Source organism: Streptomyces sp. NPDC001002, from assembly GCF_053599215.1.
Map to the genome: position 1 here is coordinate 1 of NZ_JBSFLV010000014.1, position 24605 is coordinate 24605.

Genomic DNA, 24605 nt, shown 5'->3' on the forward strand with positions numbered 1-24605 from the left:
CAGGGCGACGCCGTAGTCGCTGCTCTCGTGCCAGCCGGTGAGGGTGGCCTGGGTCCTGATGTGGGCGCCCAGGCCCTCGGGGTCGGCCGTGCCGTGCGTCAGGAGGCCGGTCACCTCGTCGATCCGGTTGACGAAGGCGAACGTCCGCACCTTGCTGAACTGGTCGTGCAGCGCCTGCACCAGCAGCATCGTGAAGTCCGAGAAGCCGGACACCGACCCCGACACATCGCACAGCAGCACGAGTTCGGGCCGCACCGGACGTCGTCTGCGCAGCACCGGCTTCATCGGCACCCCGCCCGTCGACAGCGAGCCGCGCAGGGTGCGCCGCAGATCGATGGTGCCCCGCGCGGCCCGGCGCCGCCGCGCCGCGAGCCGGGTGGCGAGCTTGCGGGCCAACGGCTGTACGGTCCTGCGCAGTTCGGCGAGCCGGTCCTTGCCGGCGTACAGGAAGTCGACCCGGTCCGCCGTCGGCGCCACCGCGCGCCGGGCCAGCTCGTCCCGGTCCCGCCGCTCGGCCACCCGCCGCCGCGCCTCCGCCGCCACCTGCCGCCGGAACGTCTCGATGCGCCGCCGGATCTCGTCGTCGAGCAACCGGTCCGAGAACCCCGAACTCCCGTCCCGCGCACGGACGGTGTCACGCACCCGGGCGAACAGCGTCTGCGGCCGGATCCGTTCGAGAGTCTGGTACGAGGACCAGCCGTCCGACTGCGGTGAACTGCCGTATCCGCCGAAGCCGTCGACCGCCTCCGCCGCCAACTGGCCCATCAGGGCGAGGTCTTGGGTCGCCAGCGCGGCCGCGAGCCGGTCCCGCAGGTCGTCCCGCCCTGCGGACTCCGTCTCCGGGGCGCCGACGCCTCGCGGGAAGTACAGGTCGAAGACGGGGTCGAACACCTGGCGCTGCGCCGGACCGTGCAGCAGCGTCGCGGCCAGCCCCTCGCGCAGCAACTCGCGGTCGGCGAGGCCCAGTTCGGCCATCGCCTGGGCCGCGTCCACGGTCTCGCCGGTCCCGATGCGCATGCCGTGCGCGCGCAGCGCCCCGACCAGCGAGGTCAGCCGCTCGGCGACCCCGGGGGCGGTCACACGGCGTCCAGGTCGAGCTTGGCGGCGGCCTTGAGGACGTCGTCCTGGTGCTTGAGGAGAACGCCCAGGGTGTCCCGTACGACCGTCTCGTCGAGGGTGTCGGCGCCGAGGGCGAGCAGGGTGCGCGCCCAGTCGATGGTCTCGGCGACCGAGGGGACCTTGCGCAGGTCCATGGCGCGCAGCGCGCCGACCACCCGGACCACCGAGGCGGTCAGCGTCTCGTCCAGGGCGGGCACCTTCAGCCGTACGATCCGCCGCTCCAACTCCTCCTCGGGGAAGCCGATGTGGAGGAAGAGGCAGCGGCGGCGTAGGGCCTCGGACAGCTCGCGGCTCGCGTTCGAGGTGAGGACGACGAAGGGGCGGCGGGTCGCGGTGACCGTGCCGAGTTCGGGGACCGTGATCTGGAAGTCGCTGAGCACCTCCAGGAGGAGGCCCTCGACCTCGACGTCCGCCTTGTCGGTCTCGTCGATCAGCAGCACCTTGGGGTCGTCCCCGCGGATGGCCGTCAGCAGCGGGCGGGGGAGGAGGAACTCCTCGCTGAAGATGTCCGTGCGCGTCTCGTCCCAGGACTCGTCCCGTCCTGCGCTGATGCGCAGGAGCTGCTTGGCGTGGTTCCACTCGTACAGTGCCCGGGACTCGTCCACGCCCTCGTAGCACTGCAACCGGACCAGCCGCGCGTCCGCCACCTCGGCCACGGCCTTGGCCAGCTCGGTCTTGCCGACCCCGGCGGGCCCCTCCACCAGCAGCGGTTTGCCGAGACGGTCGGCCAGGAAGACGGTCGTGGCCACCGCGGGCGAGGCGAGATAGCCGGTCTCGGCCAGACGCGCGGAGACGTCGTCGACGGATGTGAACAGCAACGGGGCCTCCAGGTCGGCGCGGCGCGGAACCACTATCTAAGCGCTTGTTCACCCAGTCTGTCACGGGTGTCCTGGGTCTCCCCAGCGGTATACCGATCGGTTTACCAGCGGTATACCGATCGGTTTCCATACCGGCTTCCGCGGAGGTAACCTCGCTTGTATGACCACGACGGACAAGGTGTCGACGACGGACAAGGTGTCGACCAGGGACCGGCTGCTCGACGCGGCCGGGGAGCTCTTCTACCGTGACGGCGTCTCCATCGGCGTCGAGGCGCTGTGCCGGGCGGCCGGTGTCTCGAAGCGGTCGATGTACCAGCTCTTCACCAGCAAGGACGAGGTCCTCGCCGCGAGCCTGGAGCGGCGCGCTCCCGAGATCGCGGCCCAGCTCGCCGAGGGGCTGGAGCAGGTCGCCACTCCGCGGGAGCGCATCCTGCACGTCTTCGAGCGGTCTGAGTGGCTCTCGACAGGCCCCGACTACCAGGGCTGCCCCTTCCTGGCCGCACTGGTCGAACTGAAGGACCCCGAGCACCCGGCGAGCAAGGTCGCCGGCCTCGCCAAGCAACAGCTTCAGGACGGGTTCCGCGCCGAGGCGGAGCGCGGTGGCGCACCGGACCCGGAGTTCCTGGCCCGGCAGCTGATGCTGGTCTACGACGGCGCGAGCGCCCGCGCAGGCGCCCGGATCGAGACGCTGGACGGGCTGAGCATCGCGACAGCGGCGGCGCTGCTGGACGCGGCCGGCGTGAAGTAGACCCGCCGGGCGCGAAGCCCTCGAATGCCGGACGGGCACAGGCGAAGGGGCGGCCACCGAAGCAGCCGCCCCTTGCCCGAGGTCACGGAACCAGCCGGTCCCGAGGGCCGCCGAAGCCGCCGCCCCGAGACGGATCACGCGGCGACCGCCACCGCCCCCACCGCCGGGGCGCGCAGCACTCGCCGTGCCGTCGTCAGGGTCGTCCCCAGCGTCACCGCCGTCGCGATCGCGGCGACCGCGAGCCAGATCCCGAGCCACTGGTCCGGCAGCACCCCGTCGGTCCGGACGACCGTGAACGGGATGGTCCCCGCCAGCGCGGCCACTGTGCCGAAGACGACACCGACGACGGTCAGCAGCAGCCCTTCGACACCCACAACTCCGAGCACCTGCCCGGGAGTCGCGCCCGCCAGGCGCTGCTGCCCGAACTCCCGGCTGCGGTAAGTCGTCGCCGCGTACAGAGAGTTGACCAGCATCACGCAGACGAACACCACGATGATGCCGACGACCGTGAGGTTGAGCGTCTCCAGGTTCTTGTCGGCGACGGACTTCTTCAGCCCCGAGGCAGCCACCGCGTCGCTCTCCACCGCCTGCATCGTGAGGGTCGCCGAGGCCACCGCCGTGAACAGCACCAACGACGTGAGGATCCCGGCGAGTTGACCGGTCCGCTCCCGCAGGTTCCGCACGGCCAGCCACCCGGCCGCACCGGACAGCGGCAGCCGGTCGAGCACCGCCTTCAGCAACCGCGGCGCCAGCAGCGCGAACCCCACCGACAACAGGATCGCCCCGTATGCCGGAGCCGCCATCAGCGCCGGGTCCGTCGCCGAGAACGCGAACGTCGACAGCACCGACACCGCACCGACGGCCAGCGCCGCCCAGGCGAGGAACGTCCGTGCCCGGCCCCGCGGTTCACTCCGCCGCGTGGCCCGCCGTACGGCCAGGAACGCGGCGCCCGCCGCCGCGAGCAGGGTGATGTCCATGCCCGACATCAGCGCGACCGTGCCGAAGGAGTACTCGACCGACCCCGAGACCTGACCGCTGTCCTGGAACATGTCCAGCAGCCACCGCCCGCCGAGCATCGCGGGACCGATCGCCAGCACCGCGCCCACCAGGGCCACGACCGCCGCCTCACCCACGACCATCCGCTTCAGCTGCGCCGGAGTCGCTCCCGAACTGCGCAAGAGCTCCAACTCGGCAGCCCGCTGGCGCACGTTGACCGTGAGCGTGGAGGCGACCGCGAAGAACACCAGCAGCGTGCCGTAACCGCCGACGACGCTCGCGGTGGTGGTCAGCGTCTCCCGGCTCACCGAGTCGACACCGGTCCCCGCGGCCGTGTCGTGCAGGGAGTTGAACGTCATGATGATCGTCGCGCCCAGGAACGCCGACACCAATGTGGCGAGGAACCGCCCGGGCCGCTGTCGTATCGAGCGCATGGCCAGTACGAACATCGCTCACACCCCCACCGTCACGTCGTCGCCCAGGTGCGCGAGGCGCTCGGCCACCGCGTCCGCGGTCGGTGCGTCGAGGCGTCCGGCCAGCCGGCCGTCCGCGAGGAACAGCACGGAGTCGGCGTAGGAGGCGGCGACCGGGTCGTGCGTCACCATCACCACGGTCCGGCCGTGCACCTGGACCGCCTCCCGCAGCAGCCGCAGCACGTCCCTCGCGCTACGGGTGTCCAGCGCGCCGGTCGGCTCGTCCGCAAAGATCACCCGCGGCTCGGTCACCAACGCCCGGGCGATCGCGACCCGTTGGCGCTGACCGCCGGAGAGCTGGGCGGGCCGGTGCCCGAGCCGGTCGCCGAGACCGACCTGTTCGAGGACCTCCCGGGCCCGCCGCCGGTCGACGCGCCGGCCGGCCAACTTCAGCGGCAGCACCGTGTTCTGCGCCACCGTCAGCGTCTCCAGCAGGTTGTACTGCTGGAACACGAACCCGATCCGGCCGCGCCGGAACTTCGTCAACTCGGCCTCGCCGCCGCCCGTCAGCTCCGTGCCGTCCACCTGCACGATCCCGCTGTCCGGCCGGTCCAGTCCGGCCGCGCACTGCAGCAGCGTCGACTTGCCCGAACCCGACGGCCCCATCACCGCGGTGAAGGTGCCCCGGGCCAGCCCGAGCGTGACGCCGTCGAGCGCGGCCACGGCACCCTCGTCGCTGCCGTACGTCTTGCTCACCTTCACCAGTCGCAGTGCCTCGGCGGCGGGTCCCTTGTCGTGGCCGCGCCGCGATCCCGTGCGAAACATCGTCATCACTCCCCGTCCGGCACGCCCTGTGCCCTGCCAAAGAACCTACGGAGAGCGAGGTCGGAGCACATGGGGCGCAGAACCCGTATCGAGGGGTGTACTCAGCGACACCCCTCGGGTGGTCCTGCGGCTGTCGGGGGAGGCTGTGACAGGCCTGTGACCGGAGGTATGGCTTCCGTCACAGCCCTCCGGGCCCCGGCTTGATCGACTCTGCGGATGCGGAGAAGCGTGCGGGACGGCGTGCTGTGCGCCGGGGCGGGCCTGGTCGTCGGCGCGGTCATCTGGAACGTGACGACAGTGGCGTACGGCGATCCCCCGAAGGCGCCGGAGCCACCGGCCGCGGCCTGTCCGCGGGACGGCGTCCGGGTCACCCCGGGCCCGGTGGACGCGGCCCTGGGCCTGCGCGCGATGAACCTCGTGCTGGAGAACTGCGGCACCCGCACCTACCGGGTCAAGGGCTACCCCGGCCTCCGGCTGCTCGATCGGGACCAGCAGACGATGACCGGAATCTCCGTGATCCACGGCAGCGGCGGCATCGCGACGGTGACCGGATTCGACGAGCCGCCGAAGACCGTGACGCTGGCGCCAGGCGAGACCGCCTCCGCCGGCCTGGTGTGGCGCAACACCACCACCGGCTTCGACGGCGCCGACTTCGTGGCGTACCTGACCGTCGAGGCGAAGCCCGGCGGGTTCCCGGGCCTGGTGGCACCGGACGGCGGGCTCGACCTCGGCACCACCGGGAAACTCGGCGTCGGCCCGTGGCGCACCACCACCGCCGACGACGGAGGCACGCGATGACCGATCAGGGAACCGCGAGCGACCGATTCCCGCAGCGCATCCTGCGCCGCTCGCCCGAACACCGCCGGTCCGACGGCATTACCTGCGCGCTGTTCGTCACCCTCGACCTCCTCCTCGTCGCGGGGATCCTCCTGCTCGGCACCGAGGGCGTCTTCACCGAGGACTGGATGCCCTATCCCGGGATGATGGACTCCACGGGGTTCTCCTACCAGCACGACTGCGTCCTGTTCCTCTACCGGGTCGAGGCCGTGACCGTCGGCCTGGCGATCGCCTGCCGCCTCTGGATCACTGCGGGCGCGCAACTCGTCGTCCTCACCTCAGCGGCGGCCTTCATCGCCTCGCTCTCGACCTACTGGAACCCCTGACCGACGCCCGTACGGGCCACCACAACGAGCCGACGGCCGCCCCGCCGGATCCAATGGACCCGTGACCGCGCCCCCGGACGACTGCCTCGCGCGCAACGAGTGGATCTGCGGCGAGTATCTGAGCACCCGCCGCCACATCCTCCTCGACGCGGTCCTCCAGCATCTCCAGCTGACCACGATCTCGGTGCTCATCGGGCTCGCGCTCGCCCTCCCGCTGGCCGTCGTGGCCCGCCGCTGGGGCTGGGCGGCAGGCCCGGTCCTCGCCCTGACGACGATCCTCTACACGATCCCGTCCCTGGCGATGTTCTCGCTGCTCCTGCCGGTCTACGGCCTTTCGAAGAGCCTCGTCGTCGCCGGACTCGTGCTCTACTCGCTGACCCTGCTCGTGCGGAACATCCTGGCGGGCCTGCGCGCGGTCCCGGCGGAGACCCGGCAGGCCGCGCGTGGCATGGGCTACGGCCCGATCCGCCTTCTGCTCACCGTCGAACTGCCCCTCGCCCTGCCCGCCGCGATGGCCGGACTGCGCATCGCCACGGTCTCGGCGGTCTCCCTGGTCACGGTCGGCGCGATCGTCGGCTTCGGGGGGCTGGGCAACCTCATCTACGCCGGAATGAACACCTACTTCAAGGCACAGGTGCTCACCGCCTCCGTGCTCTGCGTGGTCATCGCGATCGTGGCCGATCTGCTCCTGCTCGGTGTGCAACGCCTGCTCACCCCGTGGACCAGGGCGGTGCGCGGGTGAAGACACTGACCGACGCCTGGGACTGGCTCACCGACTCCGCGCACTGGTCGGGCGACGACGGCATCTGGCACCGGCTCGCCCAGCACCTCGTCCTCACCGTCGTCTGCCTGGTCATCAGCTGCCTGATCGCCCTGCCCATCGCGCTGGTCCTGGGCCACCTCGGCAAGGGCGGAGCGCTCGCGGTGAACATCTCCAACATCGGCCGGGCCGTGCCGACCTTCGCCGTCCTTGTTCTCCTCCTGCTGACCCCCATCGGGAAGTGGGGCGAGGGCCCGACGGTCGTCGCCCTGGTGCTGTTCGCCGTACCGCCCCTGCTCACCAACGCCTACGTCGGCATGCGCGAGGTCGACCGCAGCGTCGTCCAGGCCGCGCGCGGCATGGGGATGACCGGTCGGCAGATGCTGTTCCGCGTCGAACTGCCCCTCTCCCTTCCGATGTTGATGAACGGCGTACGCATCGCCGCCGTCCAGCTGGTCGCCACCGCGACGATCGCCGCGCTGGCCGGCGGGGGCGGGCTCGGGCGGATCATCACGGCCGGGTTCAACCTGGCCAGTACGGCGCAGGTGGTGGCCGGGGCCGTGCTGGTCGCCGTGTTCGCGCTGATCGTCGAGGGCATCTTCGAGACGGTGGAACGGCTGTCGCCGCGCTGGGCCAGGGGCGAGCGGTGAGGCGGCCCCTGGCCCTGGCGGCCGTACTGCTGCTGGCCGGCTGCTCCACGGGTCCGTCCCTGGAGAACCAGAACGCGGTCACCGCGCCGCCCGGCGACAGCCACCATCTCACCATCGGCTCGGCCGGATTCACCGAGAGCGACCTGCTCGCCCAGATGTACTCGCTGCTCCTGAAGCAGGCCGGATACAAGACGTCCCTGCTGACCGTCGCCAACCGCGAACTGTACGAACCCGCCCTGGAATCAGGGCAGATCGACGTCGTCCCCGAGTACGCGGCGACCTTCGCCGACTGGCTCAACGCCAAGACCAACGGCGCCGACGCACCACCGGTCGGCTCGCCCGACCTCGACGCCACGATGAAGGCCCTGCGCCGACTGGCCACACCCCGCGGTCTCACGGTCCTGCCCGCCGGCCGGGCGGTCGACCAGAACGCGTTCGCCGTGAGCGCGTCGTACGCGAAGCAGCATGACCTGAAGACCCTCAGCGACCTGGGCGCGTCCGGGTTGAAGGTGCGGCTCGCCGCGGGTGACGAATGCGTCCAACGGCCGTACTGCGAGCCGGGGTTGAAGAAGACCTACGGCATCGACGTCACCGCCGTCGACCCCAAGGGCGTCGGCACCACCCAGGCCAAGCGGGCCGTGCAGAGCGGCCAGGACCAGATGGTCCTCACCACCACGACCGACGCCACTCTCTCCGAGTTCGGCCTCGTCCTGCTCACCGACGACAAGCACCTCCAGAACGCCGACTACGTCGTCCCGGTCGTCAACCGCTCCCGCGCGGGCGGCGCAGGAGTCACCAAGGCCCTGGGTAAACTGAACGACGTCCTCACGACGGCCGACCTCGCCGACATGAACCAACAGGTCGACAGCTGGCGGCGGTTGGCCGAGGACGTGGCCCGCACCTATCTCAAGGACAAGGGTCTGCTGGACTGAGCGCCTGCCGGATCGTCAATGGACCCCGGGTCCCGGAGCAACCGGTCCCGCAGGCGTCAGGCGTCCGCCACCGAGTCGAACGTCACCTGATCCCGGGGCACGCCCAGCGCGTCCGCGTCCACCGACCGGCGCAGCGCCTCGTGCAGCTTCGCCGGGGTCAGGACGCCCAGGAAGCGGGCCTCGTCCAGTACGGCGACCCAGCCGGCGTCGTGCTGGAGCATCACGCCGAACGCCTGCTTCAGGGGCGCGCCGACCGGCACCCAGGCGTTCATGCGCCGCGCGCGGTCGCCGACCGTGCCGTCCGTGTCGAGGTCCTCGATACCGACCCAGCCGTGCAGATCACCGTGCGTGTCCAGGACGACCGCCCAGCGCGCGCCGTCCGCTCGCAGCCGTGCCGCCGCCTGCCCGGCCGGTTCGTCGAGGCGGGCCACCGGCGGCTGCTCCAGGTCCTCGGCCTCGATCGCGGTGACCGACAGCCGCTTCAGCCCGCGGTCGGCGCCCACGAACTCGGCGACGTACGGCGTCGCGGGCGTGCCCAGCACCGCCCCTGGTGTGTCGTACTGCTCGATGCGCCCCTGCCCGTACACGGCGATACGGTCACCGAGCCGGACCGCCTCCTCGATGTCGTGCGTGACCAGCAGCACCGTCTTGCGCACCGCGGCCTGCATCCGCAGGAACTCGTCCTGCAACTGCTCCCGCACCACCGGGTCGACGGCCCCGAACGGTTCGTCCATCAGCAGCACCGGCGGATCGGCGGCCAACGCCCGCGCCACGCCGACCCGTTGGCGCTGACCGCCGGAGAGCTGGTCCGGATAGCGCGGCCCGTACAGCTTCGGGTCCAGGCCCACCAGGTCGAGCAACTCGGCCGCCCGCGCCCGGGCCTTCGCCCGCTTCCAGCCGATCAGCGCCGGCACGGTCGCCGTGTTGTCGAGGATCGTCCGGTGCGGGAAGAGCCCCACCTGCTGGATGACGTACCCGATGCGCCGCCGCAGCCGCACCGGATCGACGGCCGCGATGTCCTCGCCGTCCATGAGGATCCGGCCCGAGGTCGGCTCGATGAGCCGGTTGACCATCATCATGGTCGTCGTCTTGCCGCAGCCGGACGGTCCTACGAGCGTGACGAGCTCGCCGTCAGACACCTCGAAACTCAGGCCGTCCACCGCCGTCGTACCGTCCGGATACCGCTTGGTGACCTGTTCGAACCGGATCATGTCCTCACGCTAGCCGCGCGGCTTCCCGCCCGCGCCCCGGCAGGCGCCGGGGCCGGGCGAATGGCTGAAGCCGCAGCCGAACGGGGAGCTAGGCGTCGCCGCCGGCACTCGGCGGACCGCTCACCAGCACCACCTCCAGGGTGCGCGGACCGTGCACCCCCTCGACCCGGTCCAGCTCGATGTCACTGGTCGCCGACGGACCGGAGATCCACGTCAACGGGCGCGTCGGATCGAGGCGTTCGAGGGCCTGGGGGACGGAGGCGACGACCTGGTCCGGGACCCGTACGACACAGATGTGGTGGTCGGGGACGAGCGTGATCCGGCGACGGCCCTGGTCGGGTCCTGCGTCCAGGACGATGGTGCCGGTCTCGGCGATGGCGATCGCGCATCCCGTGACCACGCTCTCGACCTTGTCCAGCTCGTGCGGGGTGCTCACGGCGCGGTCGTGGACGCGGGTCGGATCGGCGGCCGACATCCACTCGGGTGGCAGCCCCGGGGGCACCAGCACCTGCTTGGATCCCCGCTCGGAGAGCAGCCGCATGATCAGGTACGGCAGCTCCTCCGGGTCCGTGCGGTGCACGATCGCCCGGTAGTCCGCCAGGTTCTCGGCCAGCAGATCGACCGTCGCCTCGACACTCAGACCGCCGTGCTCCCGCAGATACTCACGCGGAACCGCCTGCTCGTACGGCGTGTCGTCCCGCGGTACGTCGGCCAGCGCACGCCGCACCCGGCCCAACACCCGTTCCCTGCTGCTCACTTGGCGCCGTCCTTTCCACCGTTCGTACGCTGCCACCAGTCGCGGAACGGCTCGGCCGGCAGCGTCGGCAGATCCCGGCTGGCGCTCCACGCCCGGCCCGGGCCAGGCAGCGTCCGCGGATGGAAGCGGCGCGTGCGGGACGCGAGCCGCTGCCCGGTGCGCAGCGCGCCGGGGCGACCGAACGCCCAACGGGCCGCCCGCATCGCCGCCCGCTCGGCGGCATGCCCCTTCGCGGGCTTGAGCACCACCTTGTTGCCCTCGCTGATCACCTCCCCGCCCTCCACGATCCGTTCGCGCAGATGCACCAGCACCTCGGGGATGTCGATGGCGACCGGGCAGACCTCGTAGCAGGCACCGCACAAGGAGGAGGCGTACGGCAGTGAGGCGTCGATCTCGCTTTGCGTGCCCCGGAGTTGGGGGCTGAGGATGGCGCCGATCGGGCCCGGGTAGACCGAGCCGTAGGCGTGGCCGCCGGCCCGCTCGTACACCGGGCAGACGTTGAGACAGGCCGAGCAGCGGATGCAGCGCAGGGCCTGGCGGCCGACCTCGTCGGCGAGGGTGTCGGTGCGCCCGTTGTCGAGCAGCACCAGGTGGAAGGTCCGCGGCCCGTCCTCGTCCGTCGTGCCCGTCCACATCGACGTGTACGGGTTCATGCGCTCGGCCGTCGACGAGCGGGGGAGGGTCTGCAGGAACACCTCCAGGTCCCGCCAGGTCGGCAGGATCTTCTCGATGCCGACGACCGAGATCAGCGTCTCGGGCAGGGTCAGGCACATCCGGCCGTTGCCCTCGGACTCGACGACCACGAGCGTGCCGGTCTCGGCGATCATGAAGTTGGCGCCCGAGACGCCGACTTTGGCGCGCAGGAACTTCTCGCGCAGGTGCAGGCGCGCTGCCTCGGCGAGTTCGGCGGGTGTGTCGGTGAGGCCTTCGGGGGCGGGGCGCCCCCACTCGCTCATCTCCTTGCGGAAGATGTCGCGGATCTCGCCGCGGTTGCGGTGGATCGCCGGAACCAGGATGTGCGAGGGCCGGTCCTTGCCCAACTGCACGATCAGCTCGGCGAGATCGGTCTCGTAGGCGCGGATCCCCTCTTCCTCCAGCGCCTCGTTGAGCCCGATCTCCTGCGTGGCCATCGACTTGACCTTGACGACCTCCGACTCGCCGGTCTCCTTGACCAGTTGGACCACGATCCGGTTCGCCTCGTCGGCGTCCGCCGCCCAGTGGACAGTGCCGCCGGCCGCGGTGATCGCCTCCTCCAACTGCACGAGATAGCGGTCGAGATGAAGGAGGGTGTGGTCCTTGATCCGCTTGCCCGCCTCGCGCAGATCCGCCCAGTCGGAGACCTCGGCCACGGCCTTCGCGCGTTTGGCGCGAATGGTGTGGGTGGCATGACGCAGATTGCCGCGCAGGGTCTCGTTGCGCACCGCGTCGTGCGCGGCGACGGGAAAGGCCGGCATCCCCACAAAAGTCCCGCTCATACGGCCGGTTCCTCCTCCGTGCTCGCCAGGATCTCCGCGATGTGCACCGGCCGCATACCCGTGCCGAGGCGAGTCATCGTGCCGCCGATGTGCATCAGACAGGAGTTGTCGGCCGCGCACAGCACCTCCGCGCCCGTCGACTCGGCGTTGCGCACCTTGTCCGCGCCCATCGCCGCCGAGACATCGGAGTTCTTCAGGGCGAAGGTCCCGCCGAACCCGCAGCACTCGTCGGCACCGGGCAGCTCGACCAGCTCAAGTCCCTTGACGGACTGGAGCAGTCTGCGCGGCCGCTCGCCGAGGCCCAGGCTGCGCAGTCCGTGGCAGGTCGGGTGGTAGGTGACCGAGTGCGGGTAGTACGCGCCGACGTCCGTCACCCCCAGGACGTCCACGAGGAACTCCGTCAGCTCGTACGTCTTCGGCACCACCGGCGCCAGCGTGGCCGCGAGGGTGTCCCCGCGCCCCTCGGCCCGCGCCCGCTCGCCCATCCTCGGATACAGCTCCCGCACCATCGCCCCGCACGACCCGGACGGCGTCACGATCGCCTCGTACTCCCCGAATACATCGGAGAAATGCCGGGCCAGTGGCTCCGCCTCATGTCGGTACCCGGTGTTGTAGTGCGCCTGCCCGCAGCACGTCTGAGCCATCGGGAAGTCGACCTCGACGCCCAGCCTGGTCAGCAGTTTCACCACGGCACGCCCGGTGTCCGGATAGAGCGTGTCGTTGACACAGGTCAGGAACAGGGCGACACGCATCGCGGCTCCTTGCGATCGATCATCGGATGAGTGCAGCGTAATGCGGTGATGCGGTCTGGGGGAGCCCCCATCACCTTCCGGTGAGCCGGACCTGCGCCTCGTGCCACCGCGCCGTGTCGCCCCGCGGCTCGTAGCGGGTGAGCTTCTGGGTACGGGTGAGCAGGCGCCGCATGGCCGGGAGGTCGCCGACCAGCCCGTGCGCACGGGCCTGGACGAGGACGTTCCCGAGAGCCGCCGCCTCGGTCGGTCCCGCCACCACGGGCAGCCCGCAGGCGTCGGCGGTGAGCTGGCACAGCAGTGCGTTGCGGGTGCCGCCGCCGACGATGTGCACGACGTCGACGGGGTGGTCGGCCAGCCGCTGGGCGTCCTCCACGGCCCTGCGGTGGGCCAGGGCGAGCGAGTCGAGAATGCAGCGCGTGATCTCCGCGGGCGAGCCGGGCACCCGCTGTCCGGAGGCACGGCACGCCTCGGCGATCCGCTCCGGCATCCGGCCCGGCGCCAGGAACGCCTCGTCGCCCGCGTCCACGACCGACCGCAGCGCCGGCACGTCGGCCGCACTCCGCAGCAGCGCGTCCAACTCCGGTTCGCCCCAAGCCCGTACGCACTCCTGGAGCAGCCACAGGCCCATGATGTTCCGCAGATACCGGACCGTGCCGTCCAGCCCCAGCTCGTTGGTGAAGTTGGCGGCCCGGCTCTCCTCGGTCAGCACGGGCGCGGTGAGTTCGAGTCCGGCCAGCGACCACGTGCCGGTGGAGATGTACGCGAAGCGCTCGCCCCCGGCGGGTACGGCGGCCACGGCCGACGCGGTGTCGTGCGAGCCGACCGCCGTCACCGGCACCGGACCCTTGAGGCCGGTCTCCTCCAGCACCTCCGCGCGCAGCACGCCGGCCGGGTCCCCGGGCTGCCGCAGCGGCGCGAACAGACCGAGGTCGATGCCCAGCCGGGAGGCGACCTCGTGGGACCAGTCGCGGGTGCGGGGGTCGATGAGCTGGGTGGTGGAGGCGTTGGTGAGTTCGGTGCCCTGTTCGCCGGTGAGCCAGTAGGAGAGCAGGTCGGGGACGAGCAACAGGCGCCGGGCGCGCGCGAGTTGGTCCGTGGAGCGGGCGGCCACCAGTTGGTAGAGGGTGTTGAAGGGTGCGTACTGCAAACCCGTCGCCGCGTACAGCTCCTCGGCGGGCAGGGTCGCCCACACCTTCTCCGCGATGCCCTCGGTGCGCGGGTCCCGGTAGTGGACGGGGTTGCCGAGCAGGGCGCCGTCGGCGTCCAGCAGGCCGTAGTCCACGGCCCAGCTGTCGATGCCGACGGAGTCGAGGCGGCCACCGCAGTGGGCGCCCGCCGCCCGGAGCCCGTCCAGTACGCCCGCGTACAGCGCGAGGATGTCCCAGCGCAGCCCCTCGGGCACGCGTACGGGCCGGTTGGGGAAGCGGTGGGCCTCGGTCAGCTCCAGCCTGTCGGGCCCGACGCGGCCGACCATGACACGCCCGCTGGACGCGCCGAGGTCGACCGCGGCGTACGCGTGCGGGTCTTTCACCGCCGTCACTTGTGTCACCTCTGTCAACGAAGGAAGGCGGCGGCGACACCGGCGTCGACCGGGACGTGCAGGCCGGTGGTGTGCGTCAACTCCCCGCCGGTCAGCGCGAATACGGCGTTCGCCACATGCTCCGGCAGCACCTCGCGCTTCAGGATCGTCCGCTGCGCGTAGAACTCACCCAGCTTCTCCTCCGGCACGCCGTACACGGCCGCGCGCTGCGCGCCCCAGCCGCCCGCGAAGATTCCGGAACCGCGCACGACACCGTCCGGGTTGACGCCGTTGACGCGGATGCCGTGCTCGCCCAATTCGGCGGCCAGCAGCCGCACTTGATGGGCCTGGTCGGCCTTGGTCGCGGAGTAGGCGATGTTGTTCGGGCCGGCGAAGACGGCGTTCTTCGACGCGATGTAGACGATGTCACCGCCCAGCCCCTGCGCGATCATCACCCGCGCGGCCTCGCGCGAGACGAGGAAGGAGCCGCGGGCCATGATGTCGTGCTGTAGGTCCCAGTCCCTGGCCGAAGTCTCCAGCAGGGGCTTGGAGATGGAGATACCGGCGTTGTTGACCACCAGATCGACCCCGCCGAAGGCGAGCAGGGCGGCCCGGAACGCCTCGGTGATCTGCTCCTCCGAGGTCACGTCCACGGTCACCGCGACGGCCTTGTCGGACCCGCCCAACTCCTCCGCCACGGCAGCGGCGTTGGCCGCGTCGAGATCGGCGACCACGACACACGCGCCCTCGGCGGCCAGCCGCCGCGCGATGGCCTTGCCGATGCCGCTGCCCGCACCCGTCACCAGCGCCACCCGGGTCGCCAACGCCTTCGGCCTGGGCATCCGTTGGAGCTTGGCCTCCTCCAACGCCCAGTACTCGATACGGAACTTCTCCGACTCCTCGATCGGCGCGTACGTCGAGACGGCCTCGGCGCCCCGCATCACATTGATGGCGTTGACGTAGAACTCGCCCGCCACCCGCGCCGTCTGCTTGTCCTTGCCAAAGGAGAACATGCCGACGCCCGGCACCAGCACGATCGCCGGGTCGGCGCCGCGCATCGCGGGGGATTCGGGCAGGGCGTGCCGCGCGTAGTAGGCGGCGTACTCCTCGCGGTACTCGGCGTGCAGCTCCGTCAGCCGCGTGATCGCCTCCTCCAGCGGGGCGGTCGGCGGCAGGTCGAGGACGAGCGGGCGGACCTTGGTGCGCAGGAAGTGGTCCGGGCAGGAGGTGCCCAGGGCGGCGAGCCTCGGGTGCTCGGCCCGGGAGACGAAGTCCAGGACCACGTCCGCGTCGGTGAAGTGACCGACCTGCGGCCGGTCTTGAGAGGCGAGTGCACGCACGTGGGGTGCGAGCGCGGCGGCCAGCGCCCTGCGGTCCCCCTCCGCGAGACCCTCGTACCCCTCGATGACAGGACCGAAGGGCTCGGGTCGTCCCTTCTCTGCCAGGAAGACCTCGGCGGTGCGGATGATGTGCAGCGAGTTGCGCTCGCACTCCTCGGACGTGGCACCCCACGCCGTGATGCCGTGGCCGCCGAGCACGCACCCGATGGCCTGGGGGTTGGCATCCTTCATCGCCGCGATGTCCAGGCCCAGTTGGAAGCCGGGACGCCGCCACGGCACCCACACCACGGTGTCGCCGAAGCACTCGGCGGTCAGCTTCTCGCCGTCCGCCGCGCACGCCAGCGCGATCCCGGAGTCGGGGTGCAGATGATCGACGTGCGCGGCCTCGACCAGCCCGTGCATCGCGGTGTCGATGGACGGCGCCGCCCCGCCCTTGCCGTGCAGGCAGTAGTCGAACGCGGCGACCATCTCGTCCTCGCGCTCCACCCCGGGATACACGTCCTTCAGCCCGCGCAGCCGGTCGATCCGCAACGCGGCGAGCCCGGCCTCGGTGAGCGTTCCGAGGTCACCGCCGGACCCCTTCACCCACATCAACTCGACGTCCCCGCCGGTCGCGGGGTCGATGTCGGTGCCCTTCGCCGAGGTGTTGCCACCGGCGTAGTTGGTGTTGCGGGGGTCGGCGCCGAGGCGATGGGAGCGCGCGAGCAGGGCGGCGGCCTCGGGGTGGGCGGCTTCGGGCTGGGGTGCCATGTCCATTCAGTCCTTCGAGAAGAAACCCTGGGTGAAACGATGCGTGAACCTGGATTTGAATCGTTTCAGGGAAACTAGCCGCAGGGCTGTGAAGGAGTCAAGATGTCGGCGTGACCATCGGGGATCAGCCCAGGACGGCCGGCCTGAGCACCTCCTCGCACCACTGGCGGAAACCGGTGGGACCCGGTCGCGCGATGCGCTGCTCCTCGTCGTAGACACCGTTGCTCTGGGCCGTGGCCATCTCGGCGAAGCTCCGTGCCGAGCCCTCGGACGCACCGCGCTGGAGCATGGTCTGCCGGTACGCCTCGACGGGGATCGACTGGAAACGGACCGGCCGCTCCAGCGCCTCGGACATGATCCGGGCCATGTCGGCGGGGGTGAGCGCGTCGGGGCTGATCACCGGGACGCCTTCGTAGCCGGTCCACGAGTCGTCGCGGAGCAGTTCGGCGCCCTTGGCGGCGATGTCGCGGGTGGCGACTGTGGCGAGGACGCGGTCCGCGGGAGCCGGCAGGAAGAACGTGCCCTGGTTCCTGATCGGCTCGATCTGGCGCAGCAGGTTCTCCATGAATGTCGGCGGGCGCAGCGCCCGGTAGGCGACGCCCGTGCCGGCGATCAGTTCGTCGGTGGCGCGGGCGGCGGAGAGGTGGCCGGCGTTCTTCTCGACGCCGACGCCCATGGTCGAGACGGCGACCACCTGCCTCACACCGTGAGCCTCGATCGCCTCGCAGGCCGGGCGGGTGCTGTCCAGGTAGTAGGCCTCGACATCGGGCACGCCGTTGTCCGGGGGAACGACCCAGAAGACACGGTCCGCGCCGTCGAAGGCCTTCATGACGACATCGCGGTCGGTGTGCGAACCGGCGACGACCTCGGCGCGTTCGCGGACGCGTGGCGGGAGTTGGGAGGGATCACGTGCGATCACGCGGATCGCCTCCTCGCCGTCGACGATGCCGTCGAGGAGCTGTCGGCCGATGGAGCCGGTGGGAGTGGTGATGACGATCAAGGAGAACTCCGAAAACGTGGTCGAGGGAGGGTGACGCGGACGGGCTGAGGGCCGGAAAGGCGAAGCCGCGCCCGGTCGGTGGTGCTCTGTGCTTCGATCCTCGGATCCGCCCGGGTGGAACGGAAGGATCGAAAGGATCCGGCTTGTTACCCTGGAGGTAACACCGATCGGAGGTGCCCGGCTGTGGAATCCCGACCCCTGCGCTACTTCGTCGCCGTGGCCGAAGAGCTCAACTTCGCCCGTGCCGCGGAGCGCCTGGGCATCTCGGCCCCGCCCCTGTCCCGCGCGATCCGCAAACTCGAAGCGGATCTGGGCGTCACGCTCTTCGAGCGCACCACGCACAGCGTCTCGCTGACCCCGGCCGGCCGCATCCTCCTGACGGAGGCCCGGAGCGCCCTGGACGCCCTGCACGCGGCCGGGCGACGAGCCCAACGTGCGTCCAGCCCCGACGCGAAGCTGGTCCTGGCCGTGAAGGCCGACGGCGACGGGGGTCTGCTGGAGACCATCCTGACCCGTTTCGCGGCCGACCCGGCCGCCCTCCCCGTGTCGATCCGCCTCTCCGGCTGGGGCGAACAGGTCCGTCTGCTGCGGCAGGGCGAGGCGGACGCGGCCCTGCTCTACGACCCGTTCGACCGCGCCGGCCTCGACGCCGAGCCGATCTTCGCCGAACCGCGAACGGCGGTCCTCCCCGCCGCGCACCCCCTCGCCGCCCGCGACCGCCTCACCCTGGCCGACCTGGCACTCCCCGGGGTCGAACCCGGCGACCTCGTCGGTCTCGGCCGCTTCCTCGACTCGACGGTCGAAGAGCACGGCTTCATCGACCTCGCCCAACTGCTCGCACGCGTCGAACTGGGCGATCTGGTCACGCTGTTGCCGGAATCCGTGACGTTCCGCTATCCACGCCCGGGTGTGGCCTACCGCCCGGTCCTGGACGCCCCGCCCGCCACGTTGTGGGTCGCGTGGCCTCAGCAGTCCTGCTCGGTGGCGACGGCGGCGCTGGTGCGGGCGGCGACTTCGGCGGTGGCGTAGAAGTGGAAGGAGATCGCCCGGTGCCTGCTTCCCCTGCGTCCGACGATTGCTCGGCCTCTGCAGACCAAGCCGTCGCGCTGCTGCGCGAGTTGGGTGCCGCGGACATCCCCCACCCGGGAGGCACTCTCCTCGCACACCTCCAGCGCGTCCAGGGCCGACTCGCCGAGTGGGGAGCCCGTCCGGTCCTCCAACTCGCGGGCCTCTGCCACGCGTTCTACGGCACCGACGGCTTCCCCACGGCCTTGCTGCCCGTGGACCGCCGTGCCGAACTCGCCCTGGTGATCGGGGAGGAGGCCGAAGAGATCGTGTATCGCTATGCCGCGTGCGACCGCAAGGCCACGTACCCGACGCTCGCGGACGCCGACGGGCCCTTCCACGACCGGTTCACCGGCCGCAGCCACATTCCGGGGCTGCAACTGCGGCGGGATTTCGCGGAGTTGTCCGCCGCCAACGAACTGGACATCGCCCGCATCGATCCCGCCTTCCGCGAGAAGTGGGGTACCGAACTCCTCGCACTCTTCACCCCCTTCCGGCCCCTGCTGAGTCAACCTGCTTGGGCGGCTTGTGGGTTGGAGCTGAGTTCCTAAGGGCTGTCCCGCTCGCCGACCTTGGTTCGGTGACCCGCGTCACACTCGGCTCCTGTCAGCAATCGGGGCGCTGTCTCGTTCGAAGGGCACGCGAACGAGACAGGAGCAACGCCATGAAGCACCGCATTGTCGTACTCGGTGCCGGATATGCCGGGGCCTTCGCCGCCGGAAACCTGGTCCGCCGGCTCTCCCCTCTGGACGTCGAGATCACCGTCGTCAACGCCGTGCCCGACTTCGTCGAGCGGATGCGGCTCCACCAGCTCGCGATCGGCCAGGACCTCGCGTTCCGCAAGCTCGCCGACGTGTTCGAGGGCACCGGGGTAAGGCTGCGCCTGGCGCGCGTCACCGGTGTCGACCCCGAGCGCAAAGCCGTTGTCGTGACCGGCGAGGACGGCGATAGCGAGCTCGTGTACGACACGCTTCTCTACGCGCTGGGTAGCTCCGTGGCTCACCGTGGCGTCCCCGGCGTGGCCGAGTACGCCTTCGATGTGACCGGCCTGTCCTCGGCGCTGCGTCTGCGTGAGCGCCTGGCCGGCCTGGGTGAGGGCGGCACCGTGCTGGTCGTCGGTGAGGGGCTGACCGGCATCGAGACCGCCACCGAGTTCGCCGAGTCACGGCCCGACGTCTCGGTCGCGCTCGCTGCCCGCGGCGAGCTGGGCGCCTGGCTCTCGCCGAAGGCCCGCCGTCACCTGCGCCTTGCCTTCGACCGGCTCGGCATCACCGTCCACGAGTACACCGGCATCGAGGCCGTCGAGCCGACCCGGGCGATCGCCGCCGACGGTACGTCCGTCCCGGCCGACGTGACCGTGTGGTCGGCCGGGTTCGCCGTGCACCCCATCGCGGCTGCCAGCGGCCTGGAGGTCGCCGAGACCGGCCAGATCGTCGTCGACCGCACCATGCGCTCCGTCTCGCACCCGGATGTCTATGCCGCCGGTGACTGCGCCTACGCGATCGGCGAGAACGGCCGGCCGCTGCCCATGTCGTGCGCCTCGGCCGGCTTCACCAATATGCAGGCGACCGCTGCGATCATCGCGCGTCTGACGGCCCGTGACGTGCCGACCATCGGCCTGAAGTACTACGGCAACCACATCAGCCTCGGCCGGCGGGACGCGATCTTCCAGATGGTGGACGGGGACGCCCGATCGAAGCCCTGGTACCTGGGCGGCAGGGTTGCCGCGCGGCTCAAGTCGGGCGTGCTGAAGGGGGCCGGCTGGGGTATCGACCACCCGACCTTCGGCGTGCCGAGGCACAGCCGCCGCCTGGCCACCGCGCCTGACCGGGCCGGTGTGAGGGCCGCTGCGTAGGCTGCTGCGTATGGACAGCGCAGCCGTCGATCGGTTCGAGGCCAGCCGGGGCCGGCTGGCCTCGCTCGCGTACCGTCTGCTCGGCTCGGCCGCCGATGCCGAGGACGCCGTGCAGGACACGTTCCTGCGTTGGCAGTCGGCAGACCGCGAACGGGTCGTGGTGCCGGAAGCATGGCTGACCAAGGTCGTCACCCATCTCTGCCTCGACCGGCTCCGCTCGGCGCAGGCGCGCCACGAGCGAGCGGCCGGCGCCTGGTTGCCGGAGCCGCTTCTTGAGGGCGACCCCATGCTCGGCCCGGCCGATACCTTCGAGCAGCGCGAATCGGTGTCCCTCGCCGTCCTGACCCTGATGGAGCGGCTCTCGCCGGTCGAACGGGCCGTCTACGTCCTGCGTGAGGCCTTCTCGTACAGCCACGCCGAGATCGCCGGGATCCTCGACATCACCGAGTCCGCGAGCCAGCAGCATGTCCACCGGGCCCGGATCCGGGTCGCCGCCGAGCGCCGCCACAGCGGCGAGGCCGACCCCGCGTCCGCGCGCCGGGTCGTCGAGGAGTTCCTCGCCGCCGCGATGTCGGGGCGCACCGAACGGCTGGTGGCGCTCCTCACCGACGACGTGACCGCGGTCTCGGACGGCTACGGACTGGGCACCCGGCTGTTGCGGTACAGGACGCGCGAGCGGGTCGCCTCCTTCGTGCGGGCCGGCTTCAAGCCCACGCCGGCGAAGCGCCGGCTGGCCGGCGGCTCGCCCGCGATGCATATCGCGCTGCTCAACGGCTCCCCGGCCGTCCTCGCCGTGGTCGATGACCAGGTCGTGGGCGCTGTGGCGTTCGAAGTCACCGACGGCAAAGTCGCATCCCTGCGCGGCATCGCCGCCGCGGACCGGCTCGCGCGTCTCAATGAGGTCTGGCGGCAGCACGAACCCGACGCACCATTCATCAGCGCTTGGTGACCCAAGCCGCTGGAGCAGCTACCTACGAATCGTCACGGAGGGCTGACCAGGGCGGATCACAGCGCCCCTGGCCACCCATCGCCCGCAGTCACACCCGAAGCCGTTTGTGGGACAGCCCCTAGCTGATGAGGGTCGTCTTCGGGCGGACCACGCAGAACTCGTTCCCCTCGGGATCGGCCAGTACCGTCCACGACTCGTCGCCGCTCTGACCGACGTCCGCCCTGCGGGCGCCGAGCGCGAGGATGCGCTCGATCTCGGCCTCCCGGTCCTCCACGGCGGACGTCAGGTCGAGGTGCAGCCGGTTCTTGACGACCTTGCGGTCCGTCACCGGCATGAAGCAGATCCCTACAGGCGCGTTCTCGTCCGGCCCGATCACGACCTCCCGCTCCCGCTCGGAGAGGATCCGCCAGCCCAGCACCTCGGCCCAGAACCGGGCCAGGGCGGGCAGATCATGGGCGTCGATGACGATGTGATGCAGAGAGACAGGCATGTTCGTCAGTGTGCCCGGAGGATCGAATACGTCGCTCCCGTCAGGGAGTGAGGCCCGCGCGCTTCCTCACCGCTCCGGCCGCCGCCTCGGCGGCCTTGGCCGTGACGTCCGCGGCGGCACGCGCCGACCGTCCCGTCACCTTCCAGGCGAGCATGCTCAGCCCGACGGCAGGACTCGGCGGGAAGACACCGAGCTGTCCGAGCATGGTCACGTCGTCGCGCACCGCCTCGTGCCCGACCACCTTGCCGTCCTTGAGGTCGAGCACATGGATCTGCTCGAAGTCGATGTCGCGTCCGGTGGGCGGAATCGCCTGGTCAAGGGCGCCGTCACGGAAGCGGATGAAGGGCCCTGTGTGACGGCCGCGCATGCGCAGTCGTATCCATACCTGCTCGTCGTTGTGGGCGACAGCGAGGACGGGGAAGTTCAGGTCGGTGAAGGCGGAGCGCATCCACGCGCTGGAGGCGAGCACTCCGGCGGGGCCGGGAAGTGCGCAGGCCGAGGGCGAGACCGCCGCCTCTCGGTTGTGGAAGTCCTCGTGCACCACCTCGGCGGCCAGTGCGGGATCGCCGGTTTCGAGGATGCGGAAGAGCCCGTGGGCCAGTTCCGTGGCGTCCATGCCCATTGCGTGATCCCTTTCGCGGGAGGTGCGTGCTGAGGGGGTGCTGATGACCTGGGTGCAGGCACCCATAGTAATTGAGGTTACAGCACGCCTATTGAATTCCTCGCCGTAAGATGGCGCGATGCCTCCCAAGCGCCGTTACGTCTCTCCGCTGCGCGAGCAGGGCGCCGCTCGGACGCGTGCGCTGATCCTCGAACACGCCACGGAACTGTTCGCCGAGCGTGGATACGGGCGGGTCACCGTCGCCGACATCGCCTCGGCGACCGGCATTGCCTCGAAGACCGTCTTCGCGAGCGTCGGGAGCAAGGGCGACATCCTGAACCTGATCGTCGACCAGGGCGTGCTCGCCTCGGGCTACGAGCAGGCCATGAACGACCTGCTCGATCTGCGGACCCCGGAGGCGGTCCTCAAGGCCTTGGCCCACGGCACGCGGCTGGGCAACGAGGGGCAGTTCGCGGTGCACGAGGCGATCCGCAAGGCGCTGCCCGTGCATGAGAACGGCGAGGAGCTGTGGGAGCGCGCGACGGCCGCGTACCGGGAGGCACTGCACACCGCCGCGTGCCATCTGCACACCCTGACGCCCTCGCCGCCCCACTCGACGAAGGAGACCGGCGATCTCCTCTGGTACTGGTTCGGCCCCACGGGATGGCGCACACTCGTGGTCGAGAACGGCTGGTCATGGGACCGTGCCGAGGAAGTCCTCCGCGACATGGCCGTCACCGCCCTTCGCTGACGTCCGACGTCTGACGCTCGACGCCCGATGCGCGCTCAGCAGTCGAACACCGACCAGCAGATGTCGTTCCGCAGTCGCTGGTCGTCCAGTACCAACTCGCGGATCGGCTTCGGGAGTTGGTCGCGCTGCCACTGGCACTCAAGTCGACCCGCGGCCTCGCTCTCGCCCTTCGGTGCGGCTGCGCGTGCCGCCTTGATCGCGTAAGCGGCCGCACCGAGTTCGTGCGCGGCGACGTGTGCGACGGCTCCGGCCTGGCCGGCGGCGTACGCGGCATGCCGGGCCGCGCCCCGCAGGTCGCGGGCCGCGCCCATCGCATGGCCGCCGGCCGCGCGGGCCTCCATCATCTTGACCTCGCCCCGCACCCAGGCGCGGGCATGCTCGATCGCCTGGCGCGGCCGGGGGTCCTCGGGCTGAGCCGCCTCGAAGAGCCCGAGGACGTGCTCAGCGCAATCGGCCGCCCAAAGGGCAAGGAGATGGTGATCCGCATCGGTGAGCGTCCCACCACGTCGGATCGTCACGAAGCGCTGGTCCCTGACCTTGGGGAGGATCATGGCCGACATTCTCTCCCATGTGACGGTCCGTCAGATGGCGTGCCGGCGGACCGAGTCGAGGAGTTGGTCGATGTCGTCGGCACTGTGTGAGAAGGCGGTGACGAAGCGGACGATGCCCGGTTCCCAGCGGTCGTGGTAGAAGGCGTAGCCCTCGGCGAGGAGTCCTTCGGTGACCTGCTGGGGCAGTCGGCAGAAGAGGATGTTGGCCTGGGGTGTGGCCAACAGGCCCGCGCCGGCAATGGACTTGAGGCCGTCGCCGAGGCGGGTGGCCATCTCGTTGGCCTGGCGGGCGTTGCGCAGCCACAGGCCGTCGGTGAGGTACGCGTCGATCTGGGCCGTCTGGAAGCGCATTTTCGAGGTGAGTTGGCCGGCGCGCTTGGCGCGGAAGGCGAGTTCACCGGCGAGTGCGGGGTCGAAGGAGACGATGGCGTCGGCGGTCATCGCGCCGTTCTTGGTGGCGCCGAAGGACAGGACGTCGATACCGGCCTTCCAGGTCAACTCGGCCGGGGTGGCGCCGAGATGGTCCAGCGCGTTGGCGAAGCGCGCGCCGTCCATGTGGACGTGGAGCCCCGCCTCCTTGGCGATGGCGGACAGTCGGCGGATCTCCTCCAGGGTGTAGACGCTGCCGCTCTCGGTGGCCTGACTGATGCTCACCACGGACGGCTGCACGCTGTGCACGTCACCGGCCCGCCGACGCACCGCCACCCGCAGCGCCTCGGGGTCGATCTTGCTGTCGGGACCCGGTACGCCGACCAGCTTGGCGCCGTTGGTGAAGAACTCCGGAGCCCCGCACTCGTCGGTGTTGATGTGGCTGTCGGGGTGCGAGAGCACGCTGCCCCACGGCGGGGTGAGGGCCGCCAGGCTCAGACCGTTGGCGGCGGACCCGGTGGAGACCGGGAAGACGTCGACGTCCCGCTCGAAGATCTCACCGAGCCTGCGACGGGTGCTCTCGGTGAAGGGGTCGTTGCCGTACGGCAGAACCTGCCCGGCGGCCGCGTCGGCGACGGCCCGGGCTATCTGCGGGGACGCCCCGGCCATGTTGTCGCTGATGAAGGCACGGCTGGAGGGAGTGGTGGCGATCGCGGTGCTCATGAGGGGTCTTCCTGGGTTGCGGG

Annotated in this window: 26 protein-coding genes; 11 read left to right on the top strand and 15 right to left on the bottom strand. The window is 70.8% G+C overall.

Annotation, left to right across the window (positions count from 1 at the left end):
* Both ACWDR3_RS09430 and ACWDR3_RS09435 read right to left on the bottom strand, forming a co-directional pair.
* Positions 1-1017, bottom strand: a 1017-nt coding sequence (locus ACWDR3_RS09430) for a VWA domain-containing protein (protein WP_450351964.1), incomplete at its 3' end; no start/stop codon positions are given.
* A gap of 59 nt (positions 1018-1076) precedes the next feature.
* Positions 1077-1934, bottom strand: a complete 858-nt coding sequence (locus tag ACWDR3_RS09435; RefSeq protein ID WP_450351965.1) for an AAA family ATPase — start codon at positions 1932-1934, stop codon at positions 1077-1079.
* A 181-nt stretch (positions 1935-2115) separates the two neighbouring features.
* Between ACWDR3_RS09435 and ACWDR3_RS09440 the strand changes: the two genes are divergently transcribed.
* The gene (locus tag ACWDR3_RS09440; protein ID WP_450351966.1) at positions 2116-2685 is read left to right on the top strand and encodes a TetR/AcrR family transcriptional regulator; all 570 of its coding nucleotides are present in this window, start codon (positions 2116-2118) and stop codon (positions 2683-2685) included.
* A gap of 134 nt (positions 2686-2819) precedes the next feature.
* On the opposite strand, the gene ACWDR3_RS09445 is transcribed toward ACWDR3_RS09440, so the two are convergent.
* Entirely contained in the window at positions 2820-4130 is a 1311-nt protein-coding gene (locus ACWDR3_RS09445; protein WP_450351870.1) for an FtsX-like permease family protein, read from the bottom strand.
* 3 nt (positions 4131-4133) lie between these two features.
* Positions 4134-4919: an ABC transporter ATP-binding protein gene (locus ACWDR3_RS09450; RefSeq protein ID WP_450351871.1), complete on the bottom strand. Its 786-nt coding sequence runs from the start codon at positions 4917-4919 to the stop codon at positions 4134-4136.
* Positions 4920-5135: 216 nt separating this feature from the next.
* Here ACWDR3_RS09450 and ACWDR3_RS09455 point away from each other — a divergent pair, with 216 nt between their 5' ends.
* The 5 genes from ACWDR3_RS09455 (at position 5136) to ACWDR3_RS09475 (ending at position 8424) form a co-directional block, all read left to right on the top strand.
* Entirely contained in the window at positions 5136-5717 is a 582-nt protein-coding gene (locus ACWDR3_RS09455) for a DUF4232 domain-containing protein (RefSeq protein ID WP_450351872.1), read from the top strand.
* On the top strand, positions 5714-6082 hold the full coding sequence (locus ACWDR3_RS09460) for a hypothetical protein (RefSeq protein ID WP_450351873.1): 369 nt from the start codon (positions 5714-5716) through the stop codon (positions 6080-6082). The genes ACWDR3_RS09455 and ACWDR3_RS09460 overlap by 4 nt, the downstream gene beginning before the upstream one ends.
* A 61-nt stretch (positions 6083-6143) precedes the next feature.
* Complete coding sequence (locus tag ACWDR3_RS09465) at positions 6144-6824, top strand: ABC transporter permease (RefSeq protein WP_450351874.1); 681 nt, start codon at positions 6144-6146, stop codon at positions 6822-6824.
* Complete coding sequence (locus tag ACWDR3_RS09470) at positions 6821-7492, top strand: ABC transporter permease (RefSeq protein WP_450351875.1); 672 nt, start codon at positions 6821-6823, stop codon at positions 7490-7492. The genes ACWDR3_RS09465 and ACWDR3_RS09470 overlap by 4 nt, the downstream gene beginning before the upstream one ends.
* Positions 7489-8424 (top strand): ABC transporter substrate-binding protein, encoded by a 936-nt coding sequence (locus ACWDR3_RS09475; RefSeq protein ID WP_450351876.1) that lies wholly within the window; start codon positions 7489-7491, stop codon positions 8422-8424. Before ACWDR3_RS09470 ends, ACWDR3_RS09475 begins: the two co-directional genes overlap by 4 nt.
* 56 nt (positions 8425-8480) lie before the next feature.
* On the opposite strand, the gene ACWDR3_RS09480 is transcribed toward ACWDR3_RS09475, so the two are convergent.
* The 7 genes from ACWDR3_RS09480 to ACWDR3_RS09510 form a co-directional block, all read right to left on the bottom strand.
* The gene (locus tag ACWDR3_RS09480) at positions 8481-9635 is read right to left on the bottom strand and encodes an ABC transporter ATP-binding protein (protein ID WP_450351877.1); all 1155 of its coding nucleotides are present in this window, start codon (positions 9633-9635) and stop codon (positions 8481-8483) included.
* 88 nt (positions 9636-9723) lie between these two features.
* Positions 9724-10392, bottom strand: a complete 669-nt coding sequence (locus tag ACWDR3_RS09485) for a LutC/YkgG family protein (RefSeq protein WP_450351878.1) — start codon at positions 10390-10392, stop codon at positions 9724-9726.
* Positions 10389-11867, bottom strand: a complete 1479-nt coding sequence (locus ACWDR3_RS09490) for a LutB/LldF family L-lactate oxidation iron-sulfur protein (protein WP_450351879.1) — start codon at positions 11865-11867, stop codon at positions 10389-10391. The genes ACWDR3_RS09485 and ACWDR3_RS09490 overlap by 4 nt, the downstream gene beginning before the upstream one ends.
* Positions 11864-12619, bottom strand: a complete 756-nt coding sequence (locus ACWDR3_RS09495; RefSeq protein WP_450351880.1) for a (Fe-S)-binding protein — start codon at positions 12617-12619, stop codon at positions 11864-11866. The genes ACWDR3_RS09490 and ACWDR3_RS09495 overlap by 4 nt, the downstream gene beginning before the upstream one ends.
* A 70-nt stretch (positions 12620-12689) precedes the next feature.
* A complete protein-coding gene (locus ACWDR3_RS09500) occupies positions 12690-14159 on the bottom strand; it encodes a rhamnulokinase (protein ID WP_450351881.1) in 1470 nt (489 codons plus the stop codon).
* A gap of 14 nt (positions 14160-14173) precedes the next feature.
* Positions 14174-16228: a bifunctional aldolase/short-chain dehydrogenase gene (locus ACWDR3_RS09505; protein WP_450351882.1), complete on the bottom strand. Its 2055-nt coding sequence runs from the start codon at positions 16226-16228 to the stop codon at positions 14174-14176.
* A 124-nt stretch (positions 16229-16352) separates the two neighbouring features.
* Positions 16353-17228 (bottom strand): NAD(P)H-binding protein, encoded by an 876-nt coding sequence (locus ACWDR3_RS09510; RefSeq protein ID WP_450351883.1) that lies wholly within the window; start codon positions 17226-17228, stop codon positions 16353-16355.
* Between the two features lie 183 nt (positions 17229-17411).
* Here ACWDR3_RS09510 and ACWDR3_RS09515 point away from each other — a divergent pair, with 183 nt between their 5' ends.
* The 4 genes from ACWDR3_RS09515 to ACWDR3_RS09530 all read left to right on the top strand — a co-directional run bounded on the left by ACWDR3_RS09515 (position 17412) and on the right by ACWDR3_RS09530 (position 21097).
* Positions 17412-18257 (top strand): LysR family transcriptional regulator, encoded by an 846-nt coding sequence (locus ACWDR3_RS09515; RefSeq protein ID WP_450351884.1) that lies wholly within the window; start codon positions 17412-17414, stop codon positions 18255-18257.
* A 20-nt stretch (positions 18258-18277) separates the two neighbouring features.
* Positions 18278-18844: a DUF6817 domain-containing protein gene (locus ACWDR3_RS09520; protein WP_450351885.1), complete on the top strand. Its 567-nt coding sequence runs from the start codon at positions 18278-18280 to the stop codon at positions 18842-18844.
* A gap of 113 nt (positions 18845-18957) precedes the next feature.
* A complete protein-coding gene (locus tag ACWDR3_RS09525) occupies positions 18958-20148 on the top strand; it encodes an NAD(P)/FAD-dependent oxidoreductase (protein WP_450351886.1) in 1191 nt (396 codons plus the stop codon).
* A 10-nt stretch (positions 20149-20158) separates the two neighbouring features.
* Entirely contained in the window at positions 20159-21097 is a 939-nt protein-coding gene (locus ACWDR3_RS09530; protein WP_450351887.1) for a sigma-70 family RNA polymerase sigma factor, read from the top strand.
* Between the two features lie 118 nt (positions 21098-21215).
* Here ACWDR3_RS09530 and ACWDR3_RS09535 read toward each other — a convergent pair whose 3' ends face one another.
* Together ACWDR3_RS09535 and ACWDR3_RS09540 are read right to left on the bottom strand one after the other, a co-directional pair.
* Complete coding sequence (locus tag ACWDR3_RS09535) at positions 21216-21587, bottom strand: VOC family protein (protein WP_450351888.1); 372 nt, start codon at positions 21585-21587, stop codon at positions 21216-21218.
* 40 nt (positions 21588-21627) lie between these two features.
* Complete coding sequence (locus ACWDR3_RS09540) at positions 21628-22203, bottom strand: ester cyclase (RefSeq protein WP_450351889.1); 576 nt, start codon at positions 22201-22203, stop codon at positions 21628-21630.
* Positions 22204-22327: 124 nt separating this feature from the next.
* Between ACWDR3_RS09540 and ACWDR3_RS09545 the strand changes: the two genes are divergently transcribed.
* Positions 22328-22939, top strand: a complete 612-nt coding sequence (locus tag ACWDR3_RS09545; protein ID WP_450351890.1) for a TetR/AcrR family transcriptional regulator — start codon at positions 22328-22330, stop codon at positions 22937-22939.
* 35 nt (positions 22940-22974) lie between these two features.
* Here the strand turns inward: ACWDR3_RS09545 and ACWDR3_RS09550 are convergent, their stop codons facing one another.
* Both ACWDR3_RS09550 and ACWDR3_RS09555 read right to left on the bottom strand, forming a co-directional pair.
* Positions 22975-23490 carry a putative immunity protein gene (locus ACWDR3_RS09550; protein WP_450351891.1) on the bottom strand — a complete coding sequence of 172 codons (516 nt, stop codon included), beginning with the start codon at positions 23488-23490 and terminating at the stop codon, positions 22975-22977.
* A gap of 30 nt (positions 23491-23520) precedes the next feature.
* Positions 23521-24582, bottom strand: a complete 1062-nt coding sequence (locus ACWDR3_RS09555) for a threonine aldolase family protein (RefSeq protein ID WP_450351892.1) — start codon at positions 24580-24582, stop codon at positions 23521-23523.
* Positions 24583-24605 lie beyond the last annotated feature (23 nt).